Genomic DNA, 25,301 nt, shown 5'->3' on the forward strand with positions numbered 1-25,301 from the left:
TGCGCGCTTTGCAGCGCACGCCCGATTTGCCGGCCCCGAATTTCCAGCTATCTGGGTGTTCCGGTGTTACCGTGACGCGCTGGCCAGGCGCGGACGATTGGCCGGGCTGAACACTTCGGTGCCGATGGTGTCGAGCGCCAGGCGATAGCTTTTGACCACCAGCGCAAACACCGAAGGGTCGATGCCCCGCCCGGTGATCACGTCCCAGGTCACATTGACCGAGCGGTCGGGGCCAACGGTGACCGCGCCAAACCGGTTGTCGCGCACAAAGGCGGCGGCATCGGCGGCGTCGAACGGTTTTTCGGGCTTGAAGCTGGCGCTGAATTGCAACGACTGGCACGAGGCATGGGTAATCTCGTTGCAGTCATAGAACACTACCTGGGTGGCCCAGCCGCCGATGCTGGCCTTGATCAGCGGATCGCCGCTGTCATCCCGGCCCAGCACAGCATCATGCCCGGCGGCCTTGAGCGCGGCGACCACGCTGGCCGGTTCCGCAGCCGCTACCCCGTCAGGGGCAGCGGCCATCGCGGGGACCCCTGCGCAAAGCGCCAGTGCAGTCAGACCAGAGGCAAGTGTGGCGTAGAGCCGGTTCATGGGCAGACATCCTCGGACGAATTTTTTTATATGCCCGGAACGTCTCACAAACCGCACTGGGCGGCAAGCGGTGATTTTGCGCCCTTTTCGGTACGCCTGGATCGGCTATTCGGCGGTCAGAAACGCCACCAGCGCCTGACCCAGATCGGGAAACGTGACGCTGCTCATGTGTGTGCCCGGGATCGTCACGCGCTGCGCATCGGGCAAGGCCTGCGCCAGCCGGTCGGCGGAACCGTTGTCGTTGTCCTTGTCGCCGCACAACACCAGCGTGGGCATGGTCACACCCGCCAGCGCCGCCGGGGGTGTATCCTCCATCGTGCCCAGCAACAGCCGCACGGCCTGCCGGTCGGTCGCCGATGTCTTGAGGAACTGCTGCGCCATATAGGCCGGATCGCCGGGGCGGATCGTGCCGAACCGGTCGATCACGTCGCGAAAGAAATCCTGCCGCCGCGCCCAGCCCGCCAGCCCTTCCAGCCCCATCCCCGCCAGCACCACCCGACGCGGACGCAGACCGCCGATCACCGCGCGCGCCGCCGTGCGCGAACCGAGGGAAAAGCCGACCAGATCAAAGGTGTCGAGCCCCAGATGCGCCACCAGCGCAGCCGCGTCGCGCGCCAGCACATCGGGCGGATAGGCCGCCGGGTCATGCGGCGCGGCGCTGGCCCCATGGGCGCGCAGATCGGGCATCAGGCAGGCAAAGCCCGCCTGCGCCAATTGCGCCGCAGTGCCATAGCGCACCCAGTTGACCTCTGCCGAGGAAAACAGCCCATGCAGCAGGATCACCGGGCGGCCAGTGCCCATGCGCGTCAGCGCCAGCGGCGCGCCATCGAATCCCGGAAACGTTTCGCTCATCTACGGGGCAATAGCCGGTTATCCCAGCAGCTTGTACCCCGAAATCAGCAGCACCACCGCCAGCACCGGGCGCAACACGTGATCGGGCGAGCGAGTCGAAAGCAGGCTGCCGATAGCGACGCCGGGCAACGATCCGATCAGCAGGTTGACCAGCAACACCCCATTCACATCGCCGATCACCCAATGCCCGAACCCGGCAATCATCGTCAGCGGCACGGCATGGGCAATGTCGCTGCCGACAATGCCCGCCACGCGCAGCGCGGGATAGAGCAGCAACAGCGCCGTCACCCCGATCGCACCCGCGCCCACCGACGACAGCGTGACCGCCACCCCCAGCACGACGCCCAGCGCAATCGTCGGCAGCAGTGTCTTGCGCGGCTCGCGATGGTCGGCCTGCTTGGTCAGGTTGACCAGTTGCTTCTGGAACAGCGTGGCAAACGCGGTCAGGATCAGCATCACACCCAATGCCACCAGGATCGTGTGATTGGCCCTGGCCGGGGGATGGCCCAGGCGCGCCAGGATCACCAGGGTGATCACCGCGGCAGGCACGCTGCCGCTGGCCAGGCGCCGCACAATCACCCAGTCGACGGTTGCACGCGCGCCGTGGACCAGGGTTCCGACGATCTTGGTGGTCGAGGCAAACAGCAAGTCGGTGCCGACCGCCGTAGCCGGTGCGACCCCGAACAGCAGCACCAGCAACGGGGTCATCAACGACCCGCCGCCAACCCCGGTCAGTCCGACCAGAAAGCCCACCAACAACCCGGCACAGGCGTGAAGAACATCGAGATGGGCGAGCATGTCAAATCCTGCGCGAAGCGACGGCAATCGTCACGTGATGATGCAGCGCATAAAGGGCCGACCCGTGGGTGGGCAATGGGGTCCGGCACAAATCTCTATTTGTCGGGTTGGGATTCTTTCTATCAGCGCTTGGCGATGCAGTGCGGCACGGTCCTGTCTCGCAAACGGACACCTGCCCCAATCGGTCGCTTGCGCACCGACCCGATCAAGCGTTAGAAATCAACGCGTGGAACATTTCGGCGCGCCTTGCCTGACCCGGTTGCGGCTTCTGCTGGTTGCCTGCGGTTGCACGGCCGTGCTGGCGGCAGTCCCTGGCCACGCCGCCACACTGCTGACCCCCTCGTTCTCCGCCACGGCGGTCGAACCGTTGCAGTTCGGCACGATCGTCACATCGGGCGGCGGCACGGTCACCGTCGCCCCGAACGGTTCGATCAGCGACAACGGGGTGGTCCCGGTCAGTGGCCATCCGGGCGCCCCGGCCGAATTCATGCTGTCCTATTCAAAGGCACAGCTGGACCTGTTTGCCTACCAGTTGATCTTCCAGATCACGCTGCAGGCGACCGCGGCGGAAAGCGCGGGCCAGGTTCAGGGCACGTTGTCGGGCCTGACCACCGATTTGCCGGGTTATTCGGCGATTTCGCCCGGCCAGACGCTGACTTATACGTTGCCTTATTGTGCCAACCCGACGTGCACCGTTACGTTTCACGTCGGCGGCACCCTGAATGTGACATCGGGTGGCGGCGGCGCCGTCCTGACGTTTCCGCTGGCGGTCATGGCCAGTGTCACGGCGGTGCTCGAATGATCCGGCTGGCGCTCGCCACTGTCGCAGTCGTGCTGGCGACGGCGCCATGCGCACAGGCCGCGCCGTCAACCGCCACCGGCATTGCCACCGCGACGGTGATCCGCCCGTTGAGCGTGGCCGCCACCGCCGACATGGATTTTGGCACGATCACCCACTTGCCCGGCACCAGTGGCACGGTCACCGTCACGCCCGGCGCGTCGGGCGCGACATTTTCTGGCGGTGCGGGCGCGGTCTGTGCCGGATCGGACTGCAGCGGCGCCCATGCCGCGCGCTTTGCCGTCAGCGGCGAGCCGCAGCGCAATTATGCGATCACCCTGCCCGCCAGCGTGATCGCAACCGGGGCAGCCACCGATCCCGGTGCCGTCGCGCCGCCGCTGACGGTCAGCGGCTTGACCATCCGCACCGCGAGCGGCACCAGCACCCCGCATCTCGATGCCAGCGGCGCCGATGGTTTTGAAATCGGGGGCACGATCACCCTGCCCGCCAACTTGCCCCCGGCACGCTATCGCGCCAGCTTTGCGGTGATGGTCACGTATATCTGAAGGCCGGACGTTCGATTCGCCCCAGTCGACATCACAGGCGCGCAGGATCGGCAGACTTCGGCACACTTTTGCCCGGCGCAGCCCGCGATACACCGGATAATGATCGGCAGCCCCGCAAAATTAACCGGTGAGGCTTTTTCAAGACCCCCAAAAAGGGTGCAAATTGCGCGCCTTGCTCGTGCATCACGACAAGGGTCGCCATCGCATGATCATGAATAAACATGCTTAAGACGCGTTTATGATTGACAAAAAATCGGCAATTTCGTCCATAATTATCCAGAAAAGCCGCCCAATTCCGCAGCAATTTAGATCAATTTAAGCATTATTGCCGTGTCGCTAAGTATAAATGCTAGGTCAACCTTCAAGTCCACCGGTTAGACATTGGACATCGGCGGAAGCGGGCACTTTCAACCCCCCGCGCTTCGCCGAACATTGGGGTACATGGGTGACGGGCGCAGGGGCTGCCCGTCCCATCGATTGGGGACTTGGTCATGAAGAAGATTCTGCTTTCGACGGTTATCGCGCTGTCGGTCTGTGCACCCGCCTATGCCGCATCGGGCAACAGCTCGACCGCAACGGGTTCTGCCACCGCGCTCGTCGTGGCGCCGATCGTGTTGACGCACACGTCGACCGCATCGCTCAATTTCGGCAGCTTCACCACCGGGACCGGTGGTTCCGTGGTGGTGACCAGCGCCGGCGCGGGTTCGGTAACCGGCGATGTCGGCCTGGTTCCCGGTTCGACCAACGCCGCCGATGCCTTTACGGTGACCGGCGACAACAGCCGCAATTTCAGCATCGCCACGACGTCGGGCACGATCACCAACGGCGCCAGCTCGATGGGCTTTACCACCACGCCTTCGGCGGCGGCCGGCACGACCACCTCCAGCGGCACCGCAGCGTTCACCGTTGGCGGCACGCTGACGGTCGGCACCGGGCTGGCCACGGGCACCTACACCGGTTCCTACAGCGCCACGGTTGCCTACGACTGATCACGCACGAACGGCCCATCCGGTGCTGCGTGAACCACGGGCACGGGTGGGCCGATCCACGCGCGAGGTGTCGCCCTTTCCAAACAGGCAACCTGGCTCATGATAACAAACAGCTATTCGGCCGCAGGTCTTGCGGCCCTGGCGGGGCTTGTCTTCGCCGGCGGTGCGCAGGCCGCATCGTCGAATGCGTCGACCGCCACCGGATCGTCGACCGGAAAAGTCGTCGCGCCGATCGTGTTGACCCATACCACCGGCGCTGCGCTCAATTTCGGCAGCTTTTCCATCGGCACCACGGGCGGGAAGGTCGATGTGACCCCCGCCGGTGTCGCGACCGTTACCAAACAGGTGACGTTCGCCCCGGGTGGAACCACCCCGGCCGCCGATCAATTTGTCGTGACCGGTGAAAAGAAGACCGCATTCACCATCGCGACAACGGGCGGTTCGGTCAGCAACGGCACCAGCACGATGACTTTTACGACAACATCGTCGGTCGCCAATGCCTCCACCGGCAAGGACGGCGTCTACAGCTTTACCGTGGGGGGCAAGCTGACGGTGGCCGGGACGGAGACTGGCGGTGCCTATTCGGGCAGTTATACCGCAACCGTCGCCTACGACTGAATGCCAATGCCGTAATTCCGGCAGGATTTTGAATAACAACAAAACAAGACGACTGGTGGCGGACTGTGCGCATCTCGGTGGGATGCTGCGCGGTCCGCCTTTTGTTTTGCCAACGAGGCGGCACCGGAATTCTCTGGTCAACACCTTGAACCACCCAACCAAAATCCTCTCCGGACCGGGAAGGATCGAAAACGGCCAAAGTTGGCATTCGGAATTTCCCCTAAGAAACATCACTTACGTGTTGTTAACCATATTCGCTTAGCAACCGGTTTTGCAGCCAGTTGGTGGGCCGGGGCCATTTTTCATGACCCGCAGGCCTTCCGGCGACCTGTTTCGGGGCAACAAGCGAAGGGACATCGGGGCCTTCGCACAAGGACGAGGTTACCATCATGTTCAACACGCGTATTCTTGCAACGGCGGCGATTGTCGCGGCGGTTGCCAATATGTCTGTCGCCCATGCGGCGTCAGGCAATACCTCCACGGCCACGGGGTCTGCTTCGGCCACGATCATCGCGCCGATCGTGCTGACCCACACATCGGGTTCGTCGCTCAACTTCGGCAAGTTCACCACCGGCACCGGCGGCACGATCGTCGTCACCAGCGGTGGTACGGCCACGGCAACCGGCGATGTCGGCATTGCGCCGGGTTCGAGCGGCGCCGCCGATGCGTTCAGCCTGACCGGTGACACCAGCCGCAATTTCGGCATCTCGACAACCGGCGGCTCGATCACCAACGGCAGCAGCTCGATGGCATTTACCACCACGCCTTCGGCTGCCAGCGGCACCACCAGCTCGACCGGAACGGCTTCGTTCACGGTCGGCGGCACGCTGACCGTCGGCACCGGCCTGGTTACCGGCGCCTACACCGGCACCTACACCGCCACTGTCACCTACCAGTAAGCCGACACCAGGGCCTGGATGACACATTTGGGCTGATCCGGAGGGGGGATCGGGATCATGCACACACTCAGACAGGCCCTGGCCACGCTGATCACGCTGATCGGCGGTGGTGTCGGAAACCTCGCGCTGGCCAGTTCGGGCAACACTTCGGTGGCGTCCGGATCGGCCAGCGCGACGGTTGAAGCGCCGATCCGGCTGGTCGCCACGGGCAACCTGCAATTCGGCACATTTGCCCAACCGAAAACCGGCGGCTCGATCACCGTCTCGCCCTATAGCGCGGTGTCGACCACCGGAGAACTGGGCAGCGACATGGCGGTCGTGCAATCGACCACGGTGGCGGCGGCCAGTTTCAGCGTGACGGGCATCGCCAACATGGCATTTGGCGCCAGCGGCGTCAGCAGCGTGACGATCAGCAATGGATCGTCGACCATGACCGTCGGCAACTTCACCATCAACAGTGCGTTTTCCGGCGGGACGATCGGCCCCAACGGCACGACCACATTCAACATCGGCGCCACCCTGACCGTATCGGCAGGCCAGGCCGCAGGCACATATACCGGGACTTTTCCGATCACCGTCACCTATAACTGACATGGAAAAATCCCCCCGCATCGGCGCGGGCACCTTGACAGGAGTTCACACGACATGACCGTGCAACCGGCGGCCTGCCTCTATCGCCTGCCCCTTGCGCTGATGCTGTGCGCGACCGCGCCGGCCATCGCCATGGCCCAGGTATCGGGCCTCAACGCCGCCGACAAACCGGCCGCTGCCCCTGCCCCTGCCAGCCTGAAAAGCGATGGCCCGACCACTGCGCAGGCGCCGACCGGTGCGGTTGGCGGCATGGGCGACATCAATCTCTATCCCAAGCGCGTGGTGATCGACGATCACAACCGCGTGGCCAGTGTCGGGGTCTACAACAAGACCGCCAACAACGGCGATTACGAGATCACCATCACCGACATGATGATGACCACCGACGGGCGGCTGGTCGAACTGGCCGCGGTCAAGCCCGATGATGCGGGCCGCGCGCGGGTCAAGGCCGCGGGCGACATGGTTCGCTGGTCACCGCACCATTTCAGCCTGCCCGGCAACGAATCGCAGATGATCCGCATCATGGCGCGCGTGTCGCCCGATCTGCCGCCGGGCGAATATCGCACCCATTTTTCCGCCGTGGCGGTGCCGCCCGGCGATGACGGGCTGACCATCGACGAAGCGACCAAGGGGCAACCCGCCACTGGCGGCATCGGCGTCAAGATCACGCCGCGTTTCGGCATCTCGATCCCGGTGATCATCCGTGTCGGCGAAACCACGCTGACCGCGGGCCTGAAAGACCTGGCGGTGACCACCACGCCCCAGGGGCAAAAGCTGTTGCGCCTGACCATCACGCGCAGCGGCACGCGGTCCTCGTTCGGCGATATTTCGGTGACCGCCCCCGGCGCACCCAAACCGGTCGCGCTGATCCGTGGTGTCGGGGTCTATCCCGAAGTCGATGAACGCACGGTCACCGTGCCGGTCGATCCCGCGGTGGCGGCGCGCTTTACCGACCACGGGGCAAAGCTGACCGTCACCTATGTCGATGACGACTACGCGCCGGGCAAGACCCTGGCCAAGACGGACTTCATTGTGCCGTGATGCGGCCGGAGGCACCAGCACGGGCCTCCATGATCACCACCACATCGCCCGCCCGCAATCGCGGCGCGGGCCGCTGGTGCGCGGGCATGCTGCCCGCGTCGGCGCTGTTCGCGGTGCCGGTAACGGCGGTTGCCGCCCCTGCCCCGGCACCCGATCCGGTGCCGCCACAGACCATGTCGCCCCCCAGCACACCGCCACAGGCCGTGCCGGGGCAAGCCGCCCGCGCCGGGCAGCCGGTGGCCAACACCGCCCCGACGCTGAGCGAAGATGACGAGCTGATCCTCGAGATTCGCACCCAGCATCGCGAAATGACCGATACCATCACCGGGCACGGGTTGCGCGGCGGGGTCTATCTGCCGCTGGGCGATCTGGCGCGGTTTCTCGACTTGTCGATCAGCGTCAGCGACGATGGCCACTATGCCAGCGGCTGGTACTTGTCGCCCACGCGCACGATCTCGATCAATCTGCGCGCCGGCACGATCACCCAGGGCGGCAAGGAGGCCCCGCTGCCGCGCGCCGATTTCGTCGCGCACGACGGCGAACTGTGGATCAAGGCCGATCGGCTGGCCGATATCCTGCCGATCAAGCTGGTGACCGACTTGCGTGCGCAGACGGTGGTGGTCAAGACGCTCGAACCCTTTCCGTTCGAACAGCGCGCCGCACGCGAAGCCGCGCGCGACCGGCTGGCCAATGCCGGGCACGCGCAGGCCCCGGTCTATGAACGCCAGGACGATCCCTATCACGCGTTCGACGTGCCGATTTCCGAAGTCGAGGCCCGCGCCGCCGGTGCCACCGGCATTGCCCCGCATATCGAGGGCGACTTGCGCGCCTCGGGCGACTTTCTGTTCATGACCGGGCGGATCTATGCCAGCGTGTCATCGACCAGCGGGCTGATCGCCGCCCGCGCCGAACTGGGCCGCCGCGATCCCGATGCGCAGATGCTCGGCCCGCTGCACGCGACCGAGTTTGAAATGGGCGATATTTCCACCGAATCGATGCCGGTGGGCCTGCGCGGCGTAACCGGGCGCGGGGTGTTCCTGACCAACGAGCCACTGCAGCATGCTTCGGTGTTCGAAACGATGGATTTTCGCGGCGAACTGCCCGCCGGGTTCGAGGTTGAACTCTATCGCAACGACACGCTGATCGGTTCGACCAACCAGCCGGTCAATGGCCAGTACGAATTCCTGCACGTGCCGGTCGAATTCGGGCTCAACGTGTTCCGGCTGGTCTATTACGGCCCGCAGGGGCAGCGCCGCGAGGAAGTGCGCCGGATCAGCGTCGGCGACGGGCGGCTGGCCAAGGGCGCGTTCACCTACAACGTCTTCGCGGTGCAAAAGGACGAGACCGTTGTCCCGGTCACCCCGCCGGGGTTCCAGCCCACGCTCGATTATGGCGACTGGCGCGAAGGCTTCATGGTGCAATACGGGCTGAACAGCGCGGTCACCGTGGTCGGCAGCGGCGCGCTGTACCGGTCGGCAGGGTCAGAACGCTGGCTGGCCTCGACCGGCCTGCGCACCGGCATCGCGGGCTGGGCGGCCAAGCTCGACGCCTCGATCGGCACCGGCGGCGGCACCGCGATCGAGGAAGGCCTGGCGGGCAAGCTGCTGGGCGCCAGCGTGGTGATCGCCCATGCCGACTATGCCCGTGGCTATGTCGACGAAGTGCGCTCGCTCAGCGATTTGCCGCTTACCTCGATGACACAGTTCGACTTGTCGAAGACGCTCCATTTCGGGCTGCATGCGCTGCCGCTGGCGCTGACCTGGCAGCACCTGGCCTATGCCGACGGGCAAGTCACCGATACCGCCGCGTTCCGCCAGACATTCACGCTGGGCCGGGTGATGGCGACCAACGTGATCAACTATACCGACACTGCCACACCGGGAACGCAGGCCACCCATTCCACCACCGGCATGTTCGACTTGTCGACGTTTGCGGGCAGCCACACGCAATACCGCGCAGAGGCGGCCTATAGCCTGGGCCCGCATCCGGTGCTGACCTCGATCGGTGGCGAAGTGTCGCACGACTTCGATGCGCGCACCACTGTGCGCGCCTCGCTGACCCAGAATATCAGCGCCAACCAGACGGCCATCGGCCTGTCAGGCACGCGCAAGCTCGGTGTCTATGCGCTGTCGTTCGATTCAAACTACACCCCGCAATCAAAGGCTTATGCCTTTACCGTGCGGCTAGGTTTCAGTTTCGGGCGCAACCCCTTGAATGGCAGGATGTTTGTTGCGCGGCCAGGTCTGTCCACCAGCGGCGCGGTGGCCGTGCGCGCGTTTGCCGACGACGATGGGAGTGGCGCGTTTGCGCCGGGCGACGCAGCGGTCGGCAAAGTGACTTTCTTCACCGGCAACAGCCACGTCACCTCGGGCAGCGACGGCACGGCGGTGCTGACCGGCACCGGCGACGGCACGCGCACGGCGGTGCGCATCGACACCGCCACCCTGCCCGATATCGCGATGGCACCGGCGCGTCCCGGCGTCGAGGTGATCGCGCGGCCAGGGCGCATTCCGGTGGTCGATTTCGCGATCCAGCAATTGAGCGATGTCGAAGGCACCGCGGTCTATGCCGATGGCACCCACAAGCATGGCGTCGCCGGGCTGAAGCTCGAACTGATCGATGCCAAGGGCCATCGCGCGGGCCATGCCCGCAGCGAAAGCGACGGCTTTGTGCTGATCGAACAAGTGCGGCCCGGCGACTATACGCTGGCCATCCAGCCCGAACAGGCGCGCAATCTGAAAATCCATCTCGTCGGCGAAACGCATATCCATGTCGGTCATAAGGGCAAACTTGTTCGCCCCAAAATCGTGGTCGCGCCCAATTGATGGTCTATGCCATTTCGACTTGCGATCTGTTGCAGTATCGGCGTAGTCCTAACCAAAGATAGTGATCGAGCGCGGGCCCGGCATCAGGTCTCGTCAGGCAGGAGCAGGCCGTCATGGGTTCCGCAGTTCCGTCGGTACGCAGCATTTCCGATCTGGCGCGCATGGCGGGGGTTTCGGTATCGACCGTGTCGCGCGCCTTGACCGGCAAGGGCACGCTCAACCAGCTTACCCGCGACCGCATCCGCGCAATCGCCAGCGAACACGGGTTTCGGCTGAATGTCGCGGCGCAGAACCTGCGGCTGGGGCGGACCGGGTCAATCGGCGTGTTGCTGCCGCTGGGCCACGAGAAGGCGCAGGCGCTGTCCGATCCGTTCTTTTCTGCAATGCTGGGCCATCTGGCCAATGCGCTGACCGACCGGGGCTATGACTTGCTGCTGTCGCGCGTGTTGCCGCACGGCGACGACTGGCTGGACGATTTCGTCCGCTCGGGCCGCACCGACGGGATCATCATGATCGGCCAGTCGGACCAGAGCGACGTGCTCAACCGCGCCGCCGACCATTACCGTCCGATGGTGGTGTGGGGCGCCTATTCCCCCGACAACCGTTATACCACCGTGGGATCGGACAATTTCGCGGGCGGCGCGCTTGCCGCACGGCACTTGTTGCAACGTGGCTGTCAGCGCCTGGCATGGTTCGGCCATGCCAGGGCGCCCGAATTCGCCGCGCGCCAGGCCGGATTTCTGTCGGCGCTGCCCGATGACATCCGCAAAGGATGCGCGATCGTGCCGACCCACATCACCCCCGAAGGCAGCCGCGCCAATGCCCAGGCCTTTTTCGCCGCCGGCAACCGCCCCGACGGCGTGTTTGCCGCCAGCGACGTCGGCGCGATCAGCGTGCTCGCCGCGGCGGGCGCATGCGGCATCCGCGTGCCCCAGGACTTGGCCGTGATCGGGTTCGACGACATCGTGCTGGCCCAACTGACCCGCCCGCCGCTGACCACCGTGCGCCAGGACATCGAATCCGCATCACGCATGCTGGTCGACCTGCTGCTGCGCCGCATGGCCGGCGCAGAAACCCAATCGGTGCAATTCGCTCCGCAACTGGTGGTGCGCGAATCGGCGTAAACCTGCGGGTTGGGACTTATTCGATTGTCACGCCCCTGGCCGCCGCGACCTCATGGGACGGGCTGGCCGTGGCGGCCCGCCCGTCCCCGTCGGTCGTCCAAAGCGCTCAGAACGCGGCGTGGAACCGCACGCCGAAGGTGCGCGGGGCGCCCATATAGGCGTTTTCGGTGCCGGTCTGCAGCGGGGTTTCAAAGACCTGGGTTTCATAGATCTTGTTGGTCAGGTTCTGCACCCAGGCCTCGACCATGAAGCGATGTTCGATCTTGAAGCCGAGGTTCGCGTTGACCAGCCCGACCGGGCCCTGCACGTTATAGCCCGCCACGTTGTCGAACTGGCTGCCGGTATATTCGTACTGCACCCGCGCGATCAGATCGACCGAATCGCTCAGCGGTGCGTCGTAATTCACCCCGGCATTGGCATTCACCTTGGGCGCGAAGCGGAACCGCGAACCCGACAGATGCTGGTCGATGTTGGGATCGACGCCATATTGCGCATGCGGGATCCAGGTGGCGTCGGCGTTGAGGGTGATCGTCTTGGTCAGCGCAAAGGTGTTTTCGATTTCCGCGCCGTAATCGACCGCCGAATTGGCATTGAGCACGGTGAACCGCAAACCGACGAACTGCGCGATCTGCAGATTCTTCAGATCGTAGTAATACAACGAAATGTTGGTGCGTGCGCGGTGGTCGAGATATTGCAGCTTTGTCCCGACTTCGAACGCGTTGATCGTTTCGGGCTTGTACGAGGGATTGAGCGGCGCGGCGGGCCCGGATTGCGCGTTGTATTCGATCAGGCCCTTAAGCCCTGCTGGCAACGCGTTGAAATAGGCCGCATTGTTCAGCACCCCGCCAGCCGCGTTCTCGTCCATGTTGATCCCGCCCGCCTTGAAGCCGCGGTTGTACGTGGCATAGACCATCGCATCGGGGGTGAATTTGTAGTCCACGCCGAATGTGCCCGAAATCGCGCGATCGGTGTGGCTCTGGTCATAGGCAGGTGACGGACCGAGGTTGAGCAGGGTTGCCCACGATGTCGGATTGGGGTCGAAATAGTTATAGGCGAACGACCCGGTCTTGTGCTCGATCGAATAGCGCAGACCCGCGATCACGCTGAACCGGTCGGTCACCTTGAAATCGCCATGGGCAAACAGCGCATAGGAATCGGTGGTGCCGTGCATCGCCTCCTGATCGAGCATGCCCGGGGTCGCTTCGGGCGTGACCGGCGAACCGGTAAACACCACATCCCAGTATTCTTGCGCTTGCGTACCGTTGAACAGCGAACGGCCCGACTTGAGCTTTTCCGACGAGACGAACCCGCCCAGCACGATATCGGCATTGAGCGCGGGAATGCGCGTGTTGTAGGTCAGTTCCTGCGAGGCAAAGACGCTGTGGAAATCCTCGTCATAGGGCAGGATGTCGGCGCCCGAGAAATCCGCATCCTCGTTCAACTGCACCACGTCGAAACGGCGATAGGCCGTCACCGATTTGAGCGTGCCTGCGCCCAGCGCGGCATCGACCAGCAAAGTCACGCCGGCATCCCTGGTGTGCTGGTACCCGTCCGAATTGAGCGAAACCTGGAACGCCCCCGGATTGGTCGACGGCAGCTTCAGCCCGCCCAGCAGCGTCAGTTCATCAACCAACGGCGAAGTCGGCCCCGCCGTCACGCGTTCGGTGGCATAGCAACAATCGCCATGGCTGGACGAATAGTCACCGATCAGCCGCACGGTCACCGTCGAAGTCGGTTCCCACAACACCTGCACTTTGCCCGCGTTGGTCTGGTTGCCGTCGACCGAGCGCCCGGTGTTGACATCGGTAAAGAACCCGTCGGTGCCCGAGGTCAGTCCCGACACGCGGATCGCCAGATTGCTGGCCAGCGGGACATTGACCGACGCGCGCAGCGAATAGGTATCGTAATTGCCAAAGCTGCCGTCGATCGTGGCGCCAAGGTCGGTCGTCGATGGCTTGGTCGATGCCAGCAGCAGTGCGCCCGCCGTGGTGTTCTTGCCAAACAGCGTGCCTTGCGCGCCGCGCAGGATCTGCAGGTTGTCGATATCGAGGAAATCCTGCAGCGCGGTTGCCGCACGGGTGCGATAGACGCCGTCGATGAACACGCCGACCGAGCCTTCGAACGAGCGACTGATGCCGGCGGTGCCAAGGCCGCGAATGACCAGATCGGCGCTCGACGAGGAAATGTTGGTAACGCGGAACGTCACGCTGGGGCTGATCGCGCCGATGTTCGACACGTTTTCGACTCGCGCTTCGGCCAGCGCGGCCGAATTGGCCGCGGTGATCGAGATCGGCACGTTCTGCAGCTTTTCCGAACGGCGCTGGGCGGTGACGACGATTTCCTGAAGTCCGGCTTGCGCCGGTGCCGACGTCGCGGCCGCCTGATCGGCGGCAGGCGCATCGGCGGCCGTGGCTGCCGTAGCGGCATGCGCCGGATTGGTGAACGCAACTGCAACGAAAGCGAAAGCCGTACCGGCCCGCCAGATGCCTTTCATACTCTATCCTCTTCGGTCTGTCGCATGCTGTTTCGCACGCTATGGGCGCCCTGGGGTGGCCGTGGGGACAGCCGTGGAGGGTCGGACGCGGGCTCTGTCTGCGTCATATCACTGGTTAATTCTTGACATTTGACGACATCAACATGACGTATGACGCCTTGTCTTATGGTGTTGCCGCTTGCCCACACTGCCTCGTTGCAGCAATTCGAGCGCTATGCGCGGATCGCCGGGATCGATCTCGCGGCGATCCTGAGCGATGAACATCGCCAGGTCCTGATCGAGGCGCGCACCTGCGAGGCGGTTTCCGCCACGGCGCTTGTCGATATTTTCCAGATTGTTGCCATTGCCGCCCGCCGCGAGGATCTGGGCGTGGGGTTTGCCATGTGGTGCAACCTGCACGGCTATGGCCCGCTCAGCCTGCTGTGGGACCATTGCGCAACGGTCGAACAATTGCTGCGCCTCAGCGGCCGCTATCTGCATCTGGAGACCGAGGCGATCGGATCGACCGCCACCTACGAAGGCGACGAGGTCGCGGTGCAACAATTTCTGACTGTGCCGACACTACTGGGCGGCAGCCAATATCTCGAAACCACGTTGACTGTGCAACTGCGAACCATGCGCCTGATCCTGGGCCAGCAATGGCATCCGTCGCGCGTCGAATTCAACCACCCCGCCCCTGCGCAGACGGGTTTTCATCGCAGCGTGTTCCGCTGCCCGATGGTGTTTGGGGCCGACCGCACCGCGCTCGTGCTGCACCGCGACGATCTGGCGCGCGAAGGGCCCAACGGCAATGCGCGGATGACCGCCTATCTCGAACGGCAGCTCGAAGCCGCGCGCGCCGCACGTCGCGGCGATGTGCTGCGCCCGCTCGAACGCCTGATCACCGCCCAGCTTGGCGACGGCGGCATGACACTCGAACGCGCCAGCCATGCGCTGGGCATCGGCGCGCGCACGCTGCAACGCGCGCTCGGCGCGCACGGCATGACATTTTCCGACGTTCTGACCGATGTGCGCCGCCGCATCGCCAGCGACTATTTCGCCTACCAGCGCCGCCCCAACTTGTCGGAACTGGCGCACCGGCTCGGCTATGGCGAGGCAAGCGCGGCCAGCCGCTTTCTGCGCGAGAATTTCCGCGCGGGCATCCGCACGCTGGGCCGCCGCGCACGCGCCGCGCGTCTGCAGATCGGCGCTGCGGCGGGTCAGCGCGACAAATAGGCGACGATGTGTTTGGCCGCCAGCGCGACATCGTCCCACGCGGTGGCGAAATCGGCCGGGCCGCCATACCACGGATCGATCACCGCAGTGCCCTCGCGGCCCGGCACCATGTCCATCAGCAGCGCCACTTTGGCCAGCGGGCGGCGCGGCGCGACGGCGGACAGATCGCGCAGATTGCGCTGGTCGAGCGCAAAGATGTGGCCGAAATGCAGAAAATCCTCGGGCGTCACCTGCCGTGCGCGATGCCGCGACAGATCGACGCCATGATGCCGCGCCTCGGCAATCGCGCGCGCATCGGCACTTTCACCGACATGCAGGCCGCTGGTTCCCGCCGAATCGATCGTCAGCGCCAGACCCTGGGCCACGGCCTCTTCGCGCAAGGCGGCCTCGGCCATCGGCGACCGACAGATATTGCCCAGGCACACGAACAGAACAGCTTTTTGGCTCATCGCGGGATGCACGTCCTATGGCCGATGTGGAATCCGAACCCATCAGCAGGTGCATCCTCTCCCCATCACCGAATGAAGCTGTTACGCGACGAAATGTCCAGCGCTTTGCGCGCCCGGCAAGGTCGCGTCAGGAAGCCGCGACCCCGTCGATGGCACGGCGGCCAAGCCCGGGATCATCGGTGAAGAACCCGTCGATCCCTTCGGCGATATAGCGCCTGATCTCCGCCACGCTGCCATCGGGATTGCGCGCGTTGGCCCCGGCATCGTTGCGGAAATCGGCGGCCAGGAACTGGTTTTCGGGGCGGAAGGTATAGCATCCGACCAGCAGCCCCGAACGATGGGCATCGGCAATCATCGGGTGCGCCTCGCCCAGCTTGCCATCGGTTCCGAGCGGCATCAGCGTGCGCGTCCACGGCGCCACCCAGTCGGCATAGCGGGCAATCTCGGCCAGTCCGTCGGGGCTGATCATGTCGGCATACGTCGTCGTGCCGCCGGCCTTCACCACATCGGCCGGGTGCATCGCGCCATCGTCGATCAATTGCATCAGCTGCACATTGGGCCGATCGCCCAGCACGCCGTGCAGCAGCTTCAGATTGGCGATCTCGAACGACTGGACGATGACCGGTGCGGTGGCGAGATATTTCGATTCGTTGAGCGCCTTGATGAAGCGATCCTCCATCGGATAGCCGATGCCCGCAAAATAGGTCGAATGCTTGATTTCCGGGATAAGGCCGACCGTGCGCCCGCGCGCGGCGGATTCGGCGGCCAGGAAATCGGCGATTTCGGCAAATGTCAGCACGCGGAACATGCCGTCATACGAATGGCTTTCCACCCGCAGCCCTTCGCCCACCATGCGCTCTTTGGCGCGCAGCGTGCGCAGTTCGTCGAGCGTGAAATCCTCGGTAAACCAGCCGGTCTGCGACACCCCGTCGATCACCTTGGTGGTCTTGCGGCGGGCGAATTCGGGGTGGGCCGACACATCGGTGGTTTCGGCAATGTTGTTTTCGTGCCGCGCGACCAGCACGCCGTCCTTGGTCACCACCAGATCGGGCTCGATATAATCGGCGCCATCGGCAATCGCCTTGGCATAAGACCCCAGCGAGTGTTCGGGCCGCAGCGCACAGGCCCCGCGATGGCCGAGCAGCACCGGCCTGGCCGGGCGCGCCGCCGCGCGCGCCGTGCCGCCAAGCCCGGTCAGCAGTGCCGCCGCCACGCCGCCGGTGGCCGCCAGGAGATCACGCCGGGCAATTTTCATGGGTCATTTCCTCAGGTCAGATCGACAATCGTTACATGCGGCAAAGGCTCGGCACCGGGCTGTTCGGCCCAGTCGCGCGCGTTGAGCACGCCCCCATCGGCGCGCAACGTTGCAATTTGGAGAAGGTTGAGATCGGCATAGACCCATTGCGCCCGGCTTTCCTCACCCATCGCCAGCACGCCGTCTTCGGGCATCGCGATATCTTGCCCGGCATGGCTGTCGGGCGGGCCATAGATCCCTGCCGCGCCCCGGTTGTGGTCCATCGCGGGCGACCAGTCGACATCGCCGATGGTCGGGCTGTGCACCGCATAACATTGCCCCTCCAGCGCGCGGGCCTGGCTGCCCAGCCGCACGCGCCAGTATCCGCGCATGGTTTCGGTGCAACTGGGCACCAGCAGCACTTCGGCGCCCGCCTCGACCGCCGCACGCGCCAGCAGGGGGAATTCGCTGTCATAACAGATCAGCACCGCCAGCCGCCCGAGCGGGGTGATGAACAGGTTGATGCCCTGCCCGCCGACGATCCCCCACTCCTCGCGCTCAAAGCGGGTCATCATCAGCTTGTCCTGATACCCCGCACGGCCATCGGGCGCGAACAACCGCGCGGTGTTGACGAAACGTCCGTCACCCAGCTTGCGCGGGGCGCTGCCGGCCAGCAGCCAGATACCGTGCGCGCGCGACAGATCGGCGTGCAACGCGTCGATGCGCGGCAACAACGCCGACACGGTTTCGATCGATCCCTGCAAGTCGCCCATCGTCACGGGATCGAGACTGGCCAGTTCCATCGCCGCATATTCGGGAAACACCGCCAGCACCGCGCCGCCCGCCGCGGCTTCGGCCACCCAGCGCGACAGCTTTGCCGCATAGGCATCCCAGTCGGCCAGCGCCTCGATCGGGTATTGCGCGGCAGCCACGCGCCAGGTGGACACTACCATTGGCGCAACCAGTACTGCATGGGCTTGAGCGTCTCGTCCACGTCGCCATGGTCCTTCCAGCCGAGCTGAGCAATCAGCCCGGCCACCGGTGCATAGCCGCGTTTGGTCCAGAACGCATCATGGGGAACGTATGCGGCCGGCCGCGCGGGATGATCGTCGGGGCGGATAACCGCGGCAAAGCAGGCGGCGTTTGCGCCACAGGCCTGCGCCTGTGCCTCGCGATGGTCGAAAAACGCGTGGCCCACGCCCTGCCCCCGGTATTCGGGCAGCAGCACGCTTTCGCCAAAATAGAACAGGCGCTCGACTTCGATGCCGCGCGCGGTGAACGGATCGCGAAATTCCGCCTTTTGATGCGCCATCGGTGCCGCCGTGGCCGCGCCCACGATACGCGGACCGTCGAATGCGGCAACCAGCACGGCATCGGGCGCCCCTGCAAATTCGCGCAAGTAGTCCGCCTCGTAATCGGCATCGCCGTCATAGAGATAGGGCCAGTCGGCAAACACGCGAATGCGCAGGGCGGCCAGATCGCCCAGCGCCGCGCCCAGTTCGTCACCAGTCAGCGGGCGAACCGCGACGGTCACGCCACTTGCGCCGTCCAGTCGGCCAGATTGTAATACATCGTCAGGCGGGAGATGCGCCCGCCGTCGATCGCCAGGAACGCCCCGGCAGGCAGGACATACGTCTGCCCGGCCGCGTCGGGCAGGCCCTCGTCGGTGGCGATATAGGCGCCGTGCACCACGAATTCGGCGGCCGCGCGGCTGCCGTCTTCGTTCACCATCAGCGCGATGTCCGCCAGCCGTTCCTTGTAGCAGCGTTCCATATGCGCCAAAAACGCGGTGAACGCGGCCTTGCCCGACTGACGACTGCCCTGGTTGATATCGTGCGCCACGTCGTCCGACAGGCAATCGAGCATGGTCTGCCAGTCGCCGGCGTTGAAGGCGGCATAATAGCGTTCAAGCAGGGCAAGCGTGGCGGCGCGGCTCATAGATCGGATCCTTTTGGCGTGGGCGTTGCCTGCGCCTCATAAAAGGGCGATGCGGCCGCGCGCCACGCCAAAGTGACGCGATCAGAAAAATGCATGGCGGGGTGGCGCAAACGCAGCCCCGCCCGCACGGGATCAGCCGAACAGCTTGGTCGCGGTTTCGGCGACTCGCTTGCCCAGATAGCGCGCGCTGTCGAGTTCAACCGCGCTCGGCTGGCGGCTGCCGTCGGCGCCGGTGATGGTGGTCACGCCATAGGGCGCGCCGCCCTTCACTTCTTCGGTGCCAAGCTGCCCCTGGAAACCATAGTCGAGCCCGACAATCGTCATGCCAAAGTGCAAGAGGTTGGTCAGGATCGAAAACAGCGTGGTTTCCTGGCCGCCGTGCTGGCTGCCGGTCGAGGTGAACGCCGCGCCGACTTTGCCGTTGAGCGCGCCGCGCGCCCACAGACCACCGGCCTGATCGAGGAAAGCCGCCAGTTGCGAGGTGATCCGGCCAAACCGCGTGCCGGTGCCGACGATGATCGCATCGTAGTCTTCGAGTTCAGCCACCGTGGCGATCGGCGCCGCCTGGTCGAGCTTGAAATGCGCCGCCGTGGCGATTTCGGTCGGCACGGTTTCGGGCACGCGCTTGACATCGACATGCGCGCCGGTGGCGCGGGCGCCCTCGGCAATCGCATGGGCGAGCGTTTCAACATGGCCATAGCTGGAATAGTAGAGAACCAGGACTTTGCTCATCGGGGGGATTCCTTGGTTGGTGCGATGGGGTTGGTGTGATGGGGGCTGGATAGCCGCTCCCGGCTAGCGTGTGCAGTTGTATAAAGAGCGACATTCTGTTCGAATTAATTGAACGTTTCGGGCATATTCCCACTCCCTGCCCAACGCGATTGCGCTCCTGCCCATTTTCGCCTATGCGCCCACCCTCGCGAACGCCCCGGCAGGGCATCAGGCGTGCCTGCCCTTTGCCGGCCGCACCCGTTTTGCCGGGGTTTTTTGATCAGCCCCGTTTTGATTGGTGCGAAAAGGCGATACCGTCTGCACTCGCTGCCACAGGAAGATTGCCCATGTCCCGTCGCCGCCAGATCTATGAAGGCAAGGCCAAGATCCTTTACGAAGGGCCCGAGCCTGGCACGCTGATCCAGTATTTCAAGGATGATGCCACCGCGTTCAACGCGCAAAAGCGCGGCACGATCAACGGCAAGGGCGTGATCAACAACCGTATCAGCGAATATGTGTTCACCCGGCTGGCGCATATCGGCATCCCGACTCACTTCATCCGCCGGCTGAACATGCGCGAACAGCTTGTGCGCCAGGTGGAGATCATCCCCATCGAGGTCGTGGTGCGCAATGTCGCCGCCGGATCGATTTCCAAGCGGCTGGGCATTCCCGAAGGCGAACCGTTGCCGCACACGCTGATCGAATATTACTACAAGGACGATGCGCTGGGCGACCCGATGGTGGCCGAAGAGCACATCGCCTGCTTCGGCTGGGCCAACAACGAGGAAATGCACGACATTTCGTCGATGGCGATCCGCGTCAACGATTTCCTGAGCGGCATGTTTGCCGCGATCGGCATCCGCCTGGTCGATTTCAAGCTCGAATTCGGGCGCATCTGGGATGGCGACTATGCGCGCGTGATCCTGGCCGATGAAATCAGCCCCGACGGCTGCCGCCTGTGGGACATCGCCACCGGTGAAAAGCTCGACAAGGATCGGTTCCGCCGCGATCTGGGGGGCGAGGAAGAAGCCTATCAGGAAGTCGCGCGGCGCCTTGGCCTGCTCGACAACGAAGGCGGCCCGTCCGAAGTGCTCGACCTGGGCGCCCACCGGAAACTGCGCACCAAGAAGTAAGAGGTCTGATCCGGTTCGATTACCGGATTGACTGAACCCGCCTGCTTGATACCCCTGCTGCTGACGCGGCGGGGGTATTTTGCATGGAGCGGGCAGAACAAGCGCAGGCTGGCCTGTTCACCGGCTGGCGCGGCGTGTTGCTGGCGATTTTCTGCCTGACCATGGTGGCAACCGGTTGCGCCGAAATGGTCGCGATGGCGGGGCGCTATGGCCTATTTGGCGATGCACAGGCCGGGCGCCTTGGCATCGGCTATCACACTCCACCGCAATCGCTGGGCTGGGTGGTGATCGACCGGGTCGATCCCGGCGGCGGCGCGGCGCGGGCCGCCATTGCCGTGGGCGACAGGGTGCATTGTGCCGATTCTCTGGTGCTGTCGAGCAATCCGCCACCGGGCACGATTGCCGTGCTGACCGTGCGCCATGCCGGTCGAAACCGGGTTGCCCGCGTTCAATATCAAGCACTTGCCCCGGCAGGCCCGCAATTCTGGCAAGCATTGGAACGCACCGAGATCGGTGGCAGCCTGTTTGCGCTGGCACTGGGGGCGCTGGTGCTGTGGCGCGGGTGGGGCAGTCTGCCGGCATTGCTGCTCGGGCTGGGGCTGATCGGCAGTGCCGGCAGCGATACCTTGCCATGGTGGATGCTGGGGTCACCGCTGACCGGGCCGGGGCTGGTCCTGATCGTCGTGCGCAACATGGCCATGATTGGCCTGCCGCTGTTTCCGATCGTGCTCTACCACGCGCAAGTGCGTGCCCTGCCGCGCGGTTGGTGGATCGCGACCGGTGTTGTCGGGGTTATGGCCGCGCTGGCGCAGATTTCGCTGGTGCTGGAGCCGTGGCTGGCCTGGCTCGCCCCGCGTCCGCTGCGCAATGCCGAACTGGCCATTACGCTGATCATCGTGGCGATTGCCTGCTGGTGGAGCTGGCGCGGTACGCGCGACGGCATCGCCAGCGAACGTCGCCGCTTTGGCATCTTGTTGCTGGCAGGCGGCCTGCTGCTGGCGGGCAATGCGTTCTGGATGATCAATTCCGATGGCCTCGATCTGTTGGGACCGACGGCGCGCCCATGGCTGGCGACGATCAACCTGCTGCTCGTGCAGATCGCATTCCCGCTGACGCTGACGTATGCGATGCTGCGCCATCGCGTGGTCGATCTGGGCTTTGTGCTCAACCGTACGGTGGTGTTCGCGACATTCAGCGCAATCCTGCTTGGCAGTTTTGGCCTGATCGAATGGGGCGTGGAACACCTGCTGCCCGAACAATGGGTAAGGGCCAGCGTGTGGATCGATGCGGGCGCGGCGGTCCTGGTCTATCTGGCGTTTCACCGCGTGCACGGTGCGGTAGAGCGGCGGGTCGAACACGTGTTTTTTCGCCACTGGATGGCGAACGAGAACGTCTTGCGCCGGTTTGTCGCCTCTGCCGCGCATTTTGAGGATACCCGCTCACTGGCACGCGCCTTCGCCGATGAACTGTCACGGTTTGGCGGGGATGCACGGGTGGCGATCTATCGCCGCAACGAAGGCGTGCTCGACCGGGTGGGCGGCACCTGGGATAGCGCGCCGCGCCATTTTCGCGACGACGATCCCGCGTTTGCGCTGATGCGCGCCGAACGCGCGCCGCTCGATCTGGGCGAAACACAGACCGACCTGCCCGGCATGCTGGCACTGCCGATGCTCGATCATGGCGTGCTGGCGGGGCTGGTGCTGCTGGACCTAAAGGGCAACGGCGCGCTGTGGCGCCCTGATGAAGTTGCGCTGCTGGGCTGGGCCACGCACGAAGTGGGGCTGGCGCTGGCGGCGCTGCACGCCGGGCTGATCGACACCGAAAACCGCCTGTTGAAGGCGCAACTTGCCCGCCTGACCGGGATCATCGGCGATCGGCTGGATCGCGTCGGCGCCTGAACGCCCGGTCAAGCTCAATGGTTTGACGGGATGTGGAAATTGATCGTTTCGGCCCTGGCCGAACAGGCCAGCTTGCCCGACGGGCGGAAACTGGCGTCATAGCGGAAATCGCGCGCCATCGCCGTGGCCCCGTCGACGAACACGAACGGCGGATAGGCGATGATGGTGCGCGGAGCGACCGGGTGGCCGTTGGCGGCAATGTCGAATTCTTCGCGCACCCAGCCTTCGAAACCCATCCGCAGCGCATCCACCGGATAATCGTTGTCGGACCCGCCATAACGCAGGCGCGGGATATCCCCGACCAGCGCGCATTGCTCCTCGGCCAGTCCGGTGCGCCCAAACAACGCCTGTGCTTCATCAAGATGGCCGTCTGACGCCGCCAGACCGGCAAGCCGCAGCAACGCCACCTGGCGCAACGGCGATGCCCCGTCCAGCCGCGCATCATCGGCAATCTGGTGCAACACGGCAATTTCGCGCGGTGAATACCGGTGGCGCCAATGGTCGCGCAGAGCCTCCAGCCGCACGGTGCCTTGCGCAAGCGCATCGCCCGCGATGGCAGGCGTGTCCGCGGCATCGAGCAGTGACACTTCGCGCCCGTCACTCTGGCCCCGCAGCCCGGCAAGATGATCGAGAATCATCGCGCGCATGGCCGCCGCCGACGCGCGGCGGGGCATGTCGGCATCGGCCAGCAGGGCGATGGCATGGTCGATATCGGTCTGTTGCCCCGGTCGTATGACCGGGTCTACCGTCAGCGCGGCCAGCAGAACGGTACCCGCGCCGATCCGGTCGCCCGCAGATTCCAGCGCCCCGGCACGTTGGCGCAACGCGTCGGCGGCGCCGAGGGCGGTCATCCCCGGTTGCCGTGCGTTGTCCGTCAGCGGGGCCGCCCACTGCCTGATCCTTTTGAAAAACGGCGTCGCAACGCCGGGCAGACCGCCGCCCGATCGCGTGCAGTGCAACTCGACGCGGATCAGCGCGCGATAGAACGGGGGCAACCGGGCGACGCTTTCAGGTTGCCAGACCCAGCCGCGCACTGCCTGCGCAAAGGCGCGGGCGATCGCATAGTTGCCGCGTGTGAATACGGTCTGCGCATTGCCCACGCTGCCGTCGTCGCGAATGGTGAATTCCACCACCGCGCTGTCGTCCGGGCGCAACCCGATCTCTTCATCGCAATCAGGCACGCGCATCACGCGGGCGCTGGCGAATGGCGATTCGGCAATACGGCCCGCCCCGGTAAAGGCCAGCAATTCGCGCGCACGATCGCGCCGCCCGGCCAACAGGGCGGCCTGCGCCGCATCCGACCGCAGGCTGACATCGTTCAGCGTTACCCGGGTGGTCAGGCCCCCCGACAGCGTCAGCGCCTTTTCCGCCTCTTTCGCAGCGTCGTCATAGCGCCCCATGTTCATCAGGATGCGCGCGCGCACCGTGCGCACCCCCGCCTCGCTGCGGGTGCGCGCATGCCCGTTCGGCACGGCATCGACGATCGCCTGGGCCCGGTCGGTCAGCGCCAGCGCGGCGCCGTCGCCATCAAACCCGGTCACCATCGCCAGACCGGTCAACGCATCGACGCGATCGCCTTGTCCCGGCAGGGCCAGCACATGCCGGTACGCCGCCGCCGCGTCATCATGATCGTAACGGCTCATCTCCAGCCGGGCCAGCGCCAGCCAGCCCAGGGCGGCATCGGGGGCCATTGTCGGCCCGGCCGCTTCGACCACGGGCAGCCCAGCGCGAACCCATGCCTCGCCTTGCGCCACGTCGCCGGTCGCGATGCGACACAGCCCCCGGCGCAGCGTGATCATCGCCGCGGGCAGCGACCCCGGCTTTACCCGCGGATCGGCTGCCAGCCGGGCAAAGATCGGTTCCGCCTCGGTACAATGCCCCTGATCGACCGCCGCGCTGGCCGCATCGAAATCGGCCTGCAGCGTGGGTGCTGCCGGCGGCGTGGTTTCGGCCATGGCAGGGCTGGCGATCAGGACAAGACAGGGCGGTATCAGATCGCAAAGGCGTGCGCGCATGTCCAAAATCCTTGCCGTGGGCAGACAGGCCCTGCACTCTGGCGAACATGGTGCAGACTGCAACCTCAATTCGGACCTGTCTGGCACGATCTCTGGCCGCACTCGTGCTGCTGTGCCCGCATGCGCTGTTGGCCGATCCGGTCGCCGCGCCGCCGCCCAACGCGCTGATTCTGTTCGGGGCACACTGGTGCGCGCCGTGCACTGGCGAATTGCGCGATCTCGGCACCATTTTCGTCCGGCTGGGCCTGCTGACGGGCGACCCCAAACCGCAACTCGTGCTGGCATGGATCGACCGGCCCGTAGCGCCATCGACGGTGGCCCGTGCGCTGGCCACCGCCCATGATCCGCCCCGCGTGGTGATCGCCGCGCCCGCCGCGGCATCGGCCTGGGCAGAGGCGCAGATGGCGGACGCACACGGATTGCCGTTTGCCGCCATGACCGACCGCACCGGCACGATCTGCGCGGTGCGCGCAGGCGCCGTACAAGCCGCCACAATCGCCGACTTGTGGGCAAACTGCCACCGCCAACCCGAGTAATCC

Annotated in this window: 24 protein-coding genes; 13 read left to right on the forward strand and 11 right to left on the reverse strand. The window is 65.0% G+C overall.

What is annotated here, in order from left to right:
- Positions 1 to 66: 66 nt before the first annotated feature.
- The 3 genes from AQZ49_RS15515 to AQZ49_RS15525 form a co-directional block, all read right to left on the reverse strand.
- Positions 67 to 594 (reverse strand): YbjN domain-containing protein, encoded by a 528-nt coding sequence (locus AQZ49_RS15515; protein ID WP_067617473.1) that lies wholly within the window; start codon positions 592 to 594, stop codon positions 67 to 69.
- Between the two features lie 105 nt (positions 595 to 699).
- Positions 700 to 1,446 (reverse strand): alpha/beta fold hydrolase, encoded by a 747-nt coding sequence (locus AQZ49_RS15520; protein ID WP_067617476.1) that lies wholly within the window; start codon positions 1,444 to 1,446, stop codon positions 700 to 702.
- 18 nt (positions 1,447 to 1,464) lie between these two features.
- Positions 1,465 to 2,244: a sulfite exporter TauE/SafE family protein gene (locus AQZ49_RS15525; RefSeq protein WP_067617479.1), complete on the reverse strand. Its 780-nt coding sequence runs from the start codon at positions 2,242 to 2,244 to the stop codon at positions 1,465 to 1,467.
- A 226-nt stretch (positions 2,245 to 2,470) separates the two neighbouring features.
- Between AQZ49_RS15525 and AQZ49_RS15530 the strand changes: the two genes are divergently transcribed.
- From AQZ49_RS15530 to AQZ49_RS15570, 9 genes are all read left to right on the forward strand, one after another.
- Complete coding sequence (locus AQZ49_RS15530) at positions 2,471 to 3,046, forward strand: DUF4402 domain-containing protein (protein WP_067617482.1); 576 nt, start codon at positions 2,471 to 2,473, stop codon at positions 3,044 to 3,046.
- Positions 3,043 to 3,588: a DUF4402 domain-containing protein gene (locus AQZ49_RS15535; RefSeq protein ID WP_067617484.1), complete on the forward strand. Its 546-nt coding sequence runs from the start codon at positions 3,043 to 3,045 to the stop codon at positions 3,586 to 3,588. Before AQZ49_RS15530 ends, AQZ49_RS15535 begins: the two co-directional genes overlap by 4 nt.
- Positions 3,589 to 4,079: 491 nt before the next feature.
- Complete coding sequence (locus AQZ49_RS15540) at positions 4,080 to 4,577, forward strand: DUF4402 domain-containing protein (protein WP_082701824.1); 498 nt, start codon at positions 4,080 to 4,082, stop codon at positions 4,575 to 4,577.
- Between the two features lie 99 nt (positions 4,578 to 4,676).
- Positions 4,677 to 5,195, forward strand: a complete 519-nt coding sequence (locus tag AQZ49_RS15545) for a DUF4402 domain-containing protein (RefSeq protein ID WP_067617497.1) — start codon at positions 4,677 to 4,679, stop codon at positions 5,193 to 5,195.
- Positions 5,196 to 5,584: 389 nt separating this feature from the next.
- Positions 5,585 to 6,094: a DUF4402 domain-containing protein gene (locus AQZ49_RS15550; RefSeq protein WP_082701825.1), complete on the forward strand. Its 510-nt coding sequence runs from the start codon at positions 5,585 to 5,587 to the stop codon at positions 6,092 to 6,094.
- Positions 6,095 to 6,151: 57 nt separating this feature from the next.
- A complete protein-coding gene (locus AQZ49_RS15555; RefSeq protein WP_067617500.1) occupies positions 6,152 to 6,685 on the forward strand; it encodes a DUF4402 domain-containing protein in 534 nt (177 codons plus the stop codon).
- Positions 6,686 to 6,739: 54 nt separating this feature from the next.
- Positions 6,740 to 7,726: a fimbrial biogenesis chaperone gene (locus tag AQZ49_RS15560; protein ID WP_231739265.1), complete on the forward strand. Its 987-nt coding sequence runs from the start codon at positions 6,740 to 6,742 to the stop codon at positions 7,724 to 7,726.
- Positions 7,727 to 7,755: 29 nt separating this feature from the next.
- The gene (locus tag AQZ49_RS15565; protein ID WP_231739266.1) at positions 7,756 to 10,551 is read left to right on the forward strand and encodes a hypothetical protein; all 2,796 of its coding nucleotides are present in this window, start codon (positions 7,756 to 7,758) and stop codon (positions 10,549 to 10,551) included.
- Positions 10,552 to 10,664: 113 nt separating this feature from the next.
- Positions 10,665 to 11,675 carry a LacI family DNA-binding transcriptional regulator gene (locus AQZ49_RS15570; protein ID WP_067617503.1) on the forward strand — a complete coding sequence of 337 codons (1,011 nt, stop codon included), beginning with the start codon at positions 10,665 to 10,667 and terminating at the stop codon, positions 11,673 to 11,675.
- Between the two features lie 106 nt (positions 11,676 to 11,781).
- Here the strand turns inward: AQZ49_RS15570 and AQZ49_RS15575 are convergent, their stop codons facing one another.
- Positions 11,782 to 14,169: a TonB-dependent receptor gene (locus AQZ49_RS15575; RefSeq protein ID WP_067617506.1), complete on the reverse strand. Its 2,388-nt coding sequence runs from the start codon at positions 14,167 to 14,169 to the stop codon at positions 11,782 to 11,784.
- Between the two features lie 165 nt (positions 14,170 to 14,334).
- Between AQZ49_RS15575 and AQZ49_RS15580 the strand changes: the two genes are divergently transcribed.
- Entirely contained in the window at positions 14,335 to 15,384 is a 1,050-nt protein-coding gene (locus tag AQZ49_RS15580) for an AraC family transcriptional regulator (protein WP_067617509.1), read from the forward strand.
- Here the strand turns inward: AQZ49_RS15580 and AQZ49_RS15585 are convergent.
- From AQZ49_RS15585 to wrbA, 6 genes are all read right to left on the reverse strand, one after another.
- Positions 15,369 to 15,833, reverse strand: a complete 465-nt coding sequence (locus AQZ49_RS15585) for a low molecular weight protein-tyrosine-phosphatase (RefSeq protein ID WP_067617512.1) — start codon at positions 15,831 to 15,833, stop codon at positions 15,369 to 15,371. The two genes, AQZ49_RS15580 and AQZ49_RS15585, sit on opposite strands and share 16 nt — an antisense overlap.
- Positions 15,834 to 15,960: 127 nt before the next feature.
- Positions 15,961 to 17,088, reverse strand: a complete 1,128-nt coding sequence (locus tag AQZ49_RS15590; protein WP_067617515.1) for a glycerophosphodiester phosphodiesterase — start codon at positions 17,086 to 17,088, stop codon at positions 15,961 to 15,963.
- Between the two features lie 11 nt (positions 17,089 to 17,099).
- Positions 17,100 to 18,020: a carbon-nitrogen hydrolase family protein gene (locus AQZ49_RS15595; RefSeq protein WP_067617518.1), complete on the reverse strand. Its 921-nt coding sequence runs from the start codon at positions 18,018 to 18,020 to the stop codon at positions 17,100 to 17,102.
- Positions 18,014 to 18,601 carry a GNAT family N-acetyltransferase gene (locus AQZ49_RS15600; RefSeq protein WP_197411081.1) on the reverse strand — a complete coding sequence of 196 codons (588 nt, stop codon included), beginning with the start codon at positions 18,599 to 18,601 and terminating at the stop codon, positions 18,014 to 18,016. Before AQZ49_RS15600 ends, AQZ49_RS15595 begins: the two co-directional genes overlap by 7 nt.
- Positions 18,598 to 19,005 carry a ketosteroid isomerase-related protein gene (locus AQZ49_RS15605; RefSeq protein ID WP_067617521.1) on the reverse strand — a complete coding sequence of 136 codons (408 nt, stop codon included), beginning with the start codon at positions 19,003 to 19,005 and terminating at the stop codon, positions 18,598 to 18,600. Before AQZ49_RS15605 ends, AQZ49_RS15600 begins: the two co-directional genes overlap by 4 nt.
- A 132-nt stretch (positions 19,006 to 19,137) precedes the next feature.
- The gene (gene wrbA / locus AQZ49_RS15610; RefSeq protein WP_067617524.1) at positions 19,138 to 19,737 is read right to left on the reverse strand and encodes an NAD(P)H:quinone oxidoreductase; all 600 of its coding nucleotides are present in this window, start codon (positions 19,735 to 19,737) and stop codon (positions 19,138 to 19,140) included.
- Between the two features lie 326 nt (positions 19,738 to 20,063).
- On the opposite strand from wrbA, the gene purC reads away from it, so the two are divergent.
- Together purC and AQZ49_RS15620 are read left to right on the forward strand one after the other, a co-directional pair.
- Positions 20,064 to 20,849, forward strand: coding sequence for a phosphoribosylaminoimidazolesuccinocarboxamide synthase (gene purC, locus AQZ49_RS15615; protein WP_067617528.1), 786 nt, complete (start codon positions 20,064 to 20,066; stop codon positions 20,847 to 20,849).
- A gap of 83 nt (positions 20,850 to 20,932) precedes the next feature.
- The gene (locus AQZ49_RS15620) at positions 20,933 to 22,747 is read left to right on the forward strand and encodes a hypothetical protein (protein WP_067617531.1); all 1,815 of its coding nucleotides are present in this window, start codon (positions 20,933 to 20,935) and stop codon (positions 22,745 to 22,747) included.
- A 14-nt stretch (positions 22,748 to 22,761) separates the two neighbouring features.
- Here AQZ49_RS15620 and AQZ49_RS15625 read toward each other — a convergent pair whose 3' ends face one another.
- Positions 22,762 to 24,762, reverse strand: a complete 2,001-nt coding sequence (locus AQZ49_RS15625) for a hypothetical protein (protein WP_067617534.1) — start codon at positions 24,760 to 24,762, stop codon at positions 22,762 to 22,764.
- Positions 24,763 to 24,809: 47 nt separating this feature from the next.
- Here AQZ49_RS15625 and AQZ49_RS15630 point away from each other — a divergent pair, with 47 nt between their 5' ends.
- The gene (locus tag AQZ49_RS15630) at positions 24,810 to 25,298 is read left to right on the forward strand and encodes a hypothetical protein (protein WP_156428340.1); all 489 of its coding nucleotides are present in this window, start codon (positions 24,810 to 24,812) and stop codon (positions 25,296 to 25,298) included.
- The last annotated feature ends 3 nt before the right edge of the window (positions 25,299 to 25,301 follow it).

Origin of the sequence: Novosphingobium sp. FSW06-99, assembly GCF_001519065.1 — a bacterium.
Lineage (GTDB): Bacteria > Pseudomonadota > Alphaproteobacteria > Sphingomonadales > Sphingomonadaceae > Novosphingobium.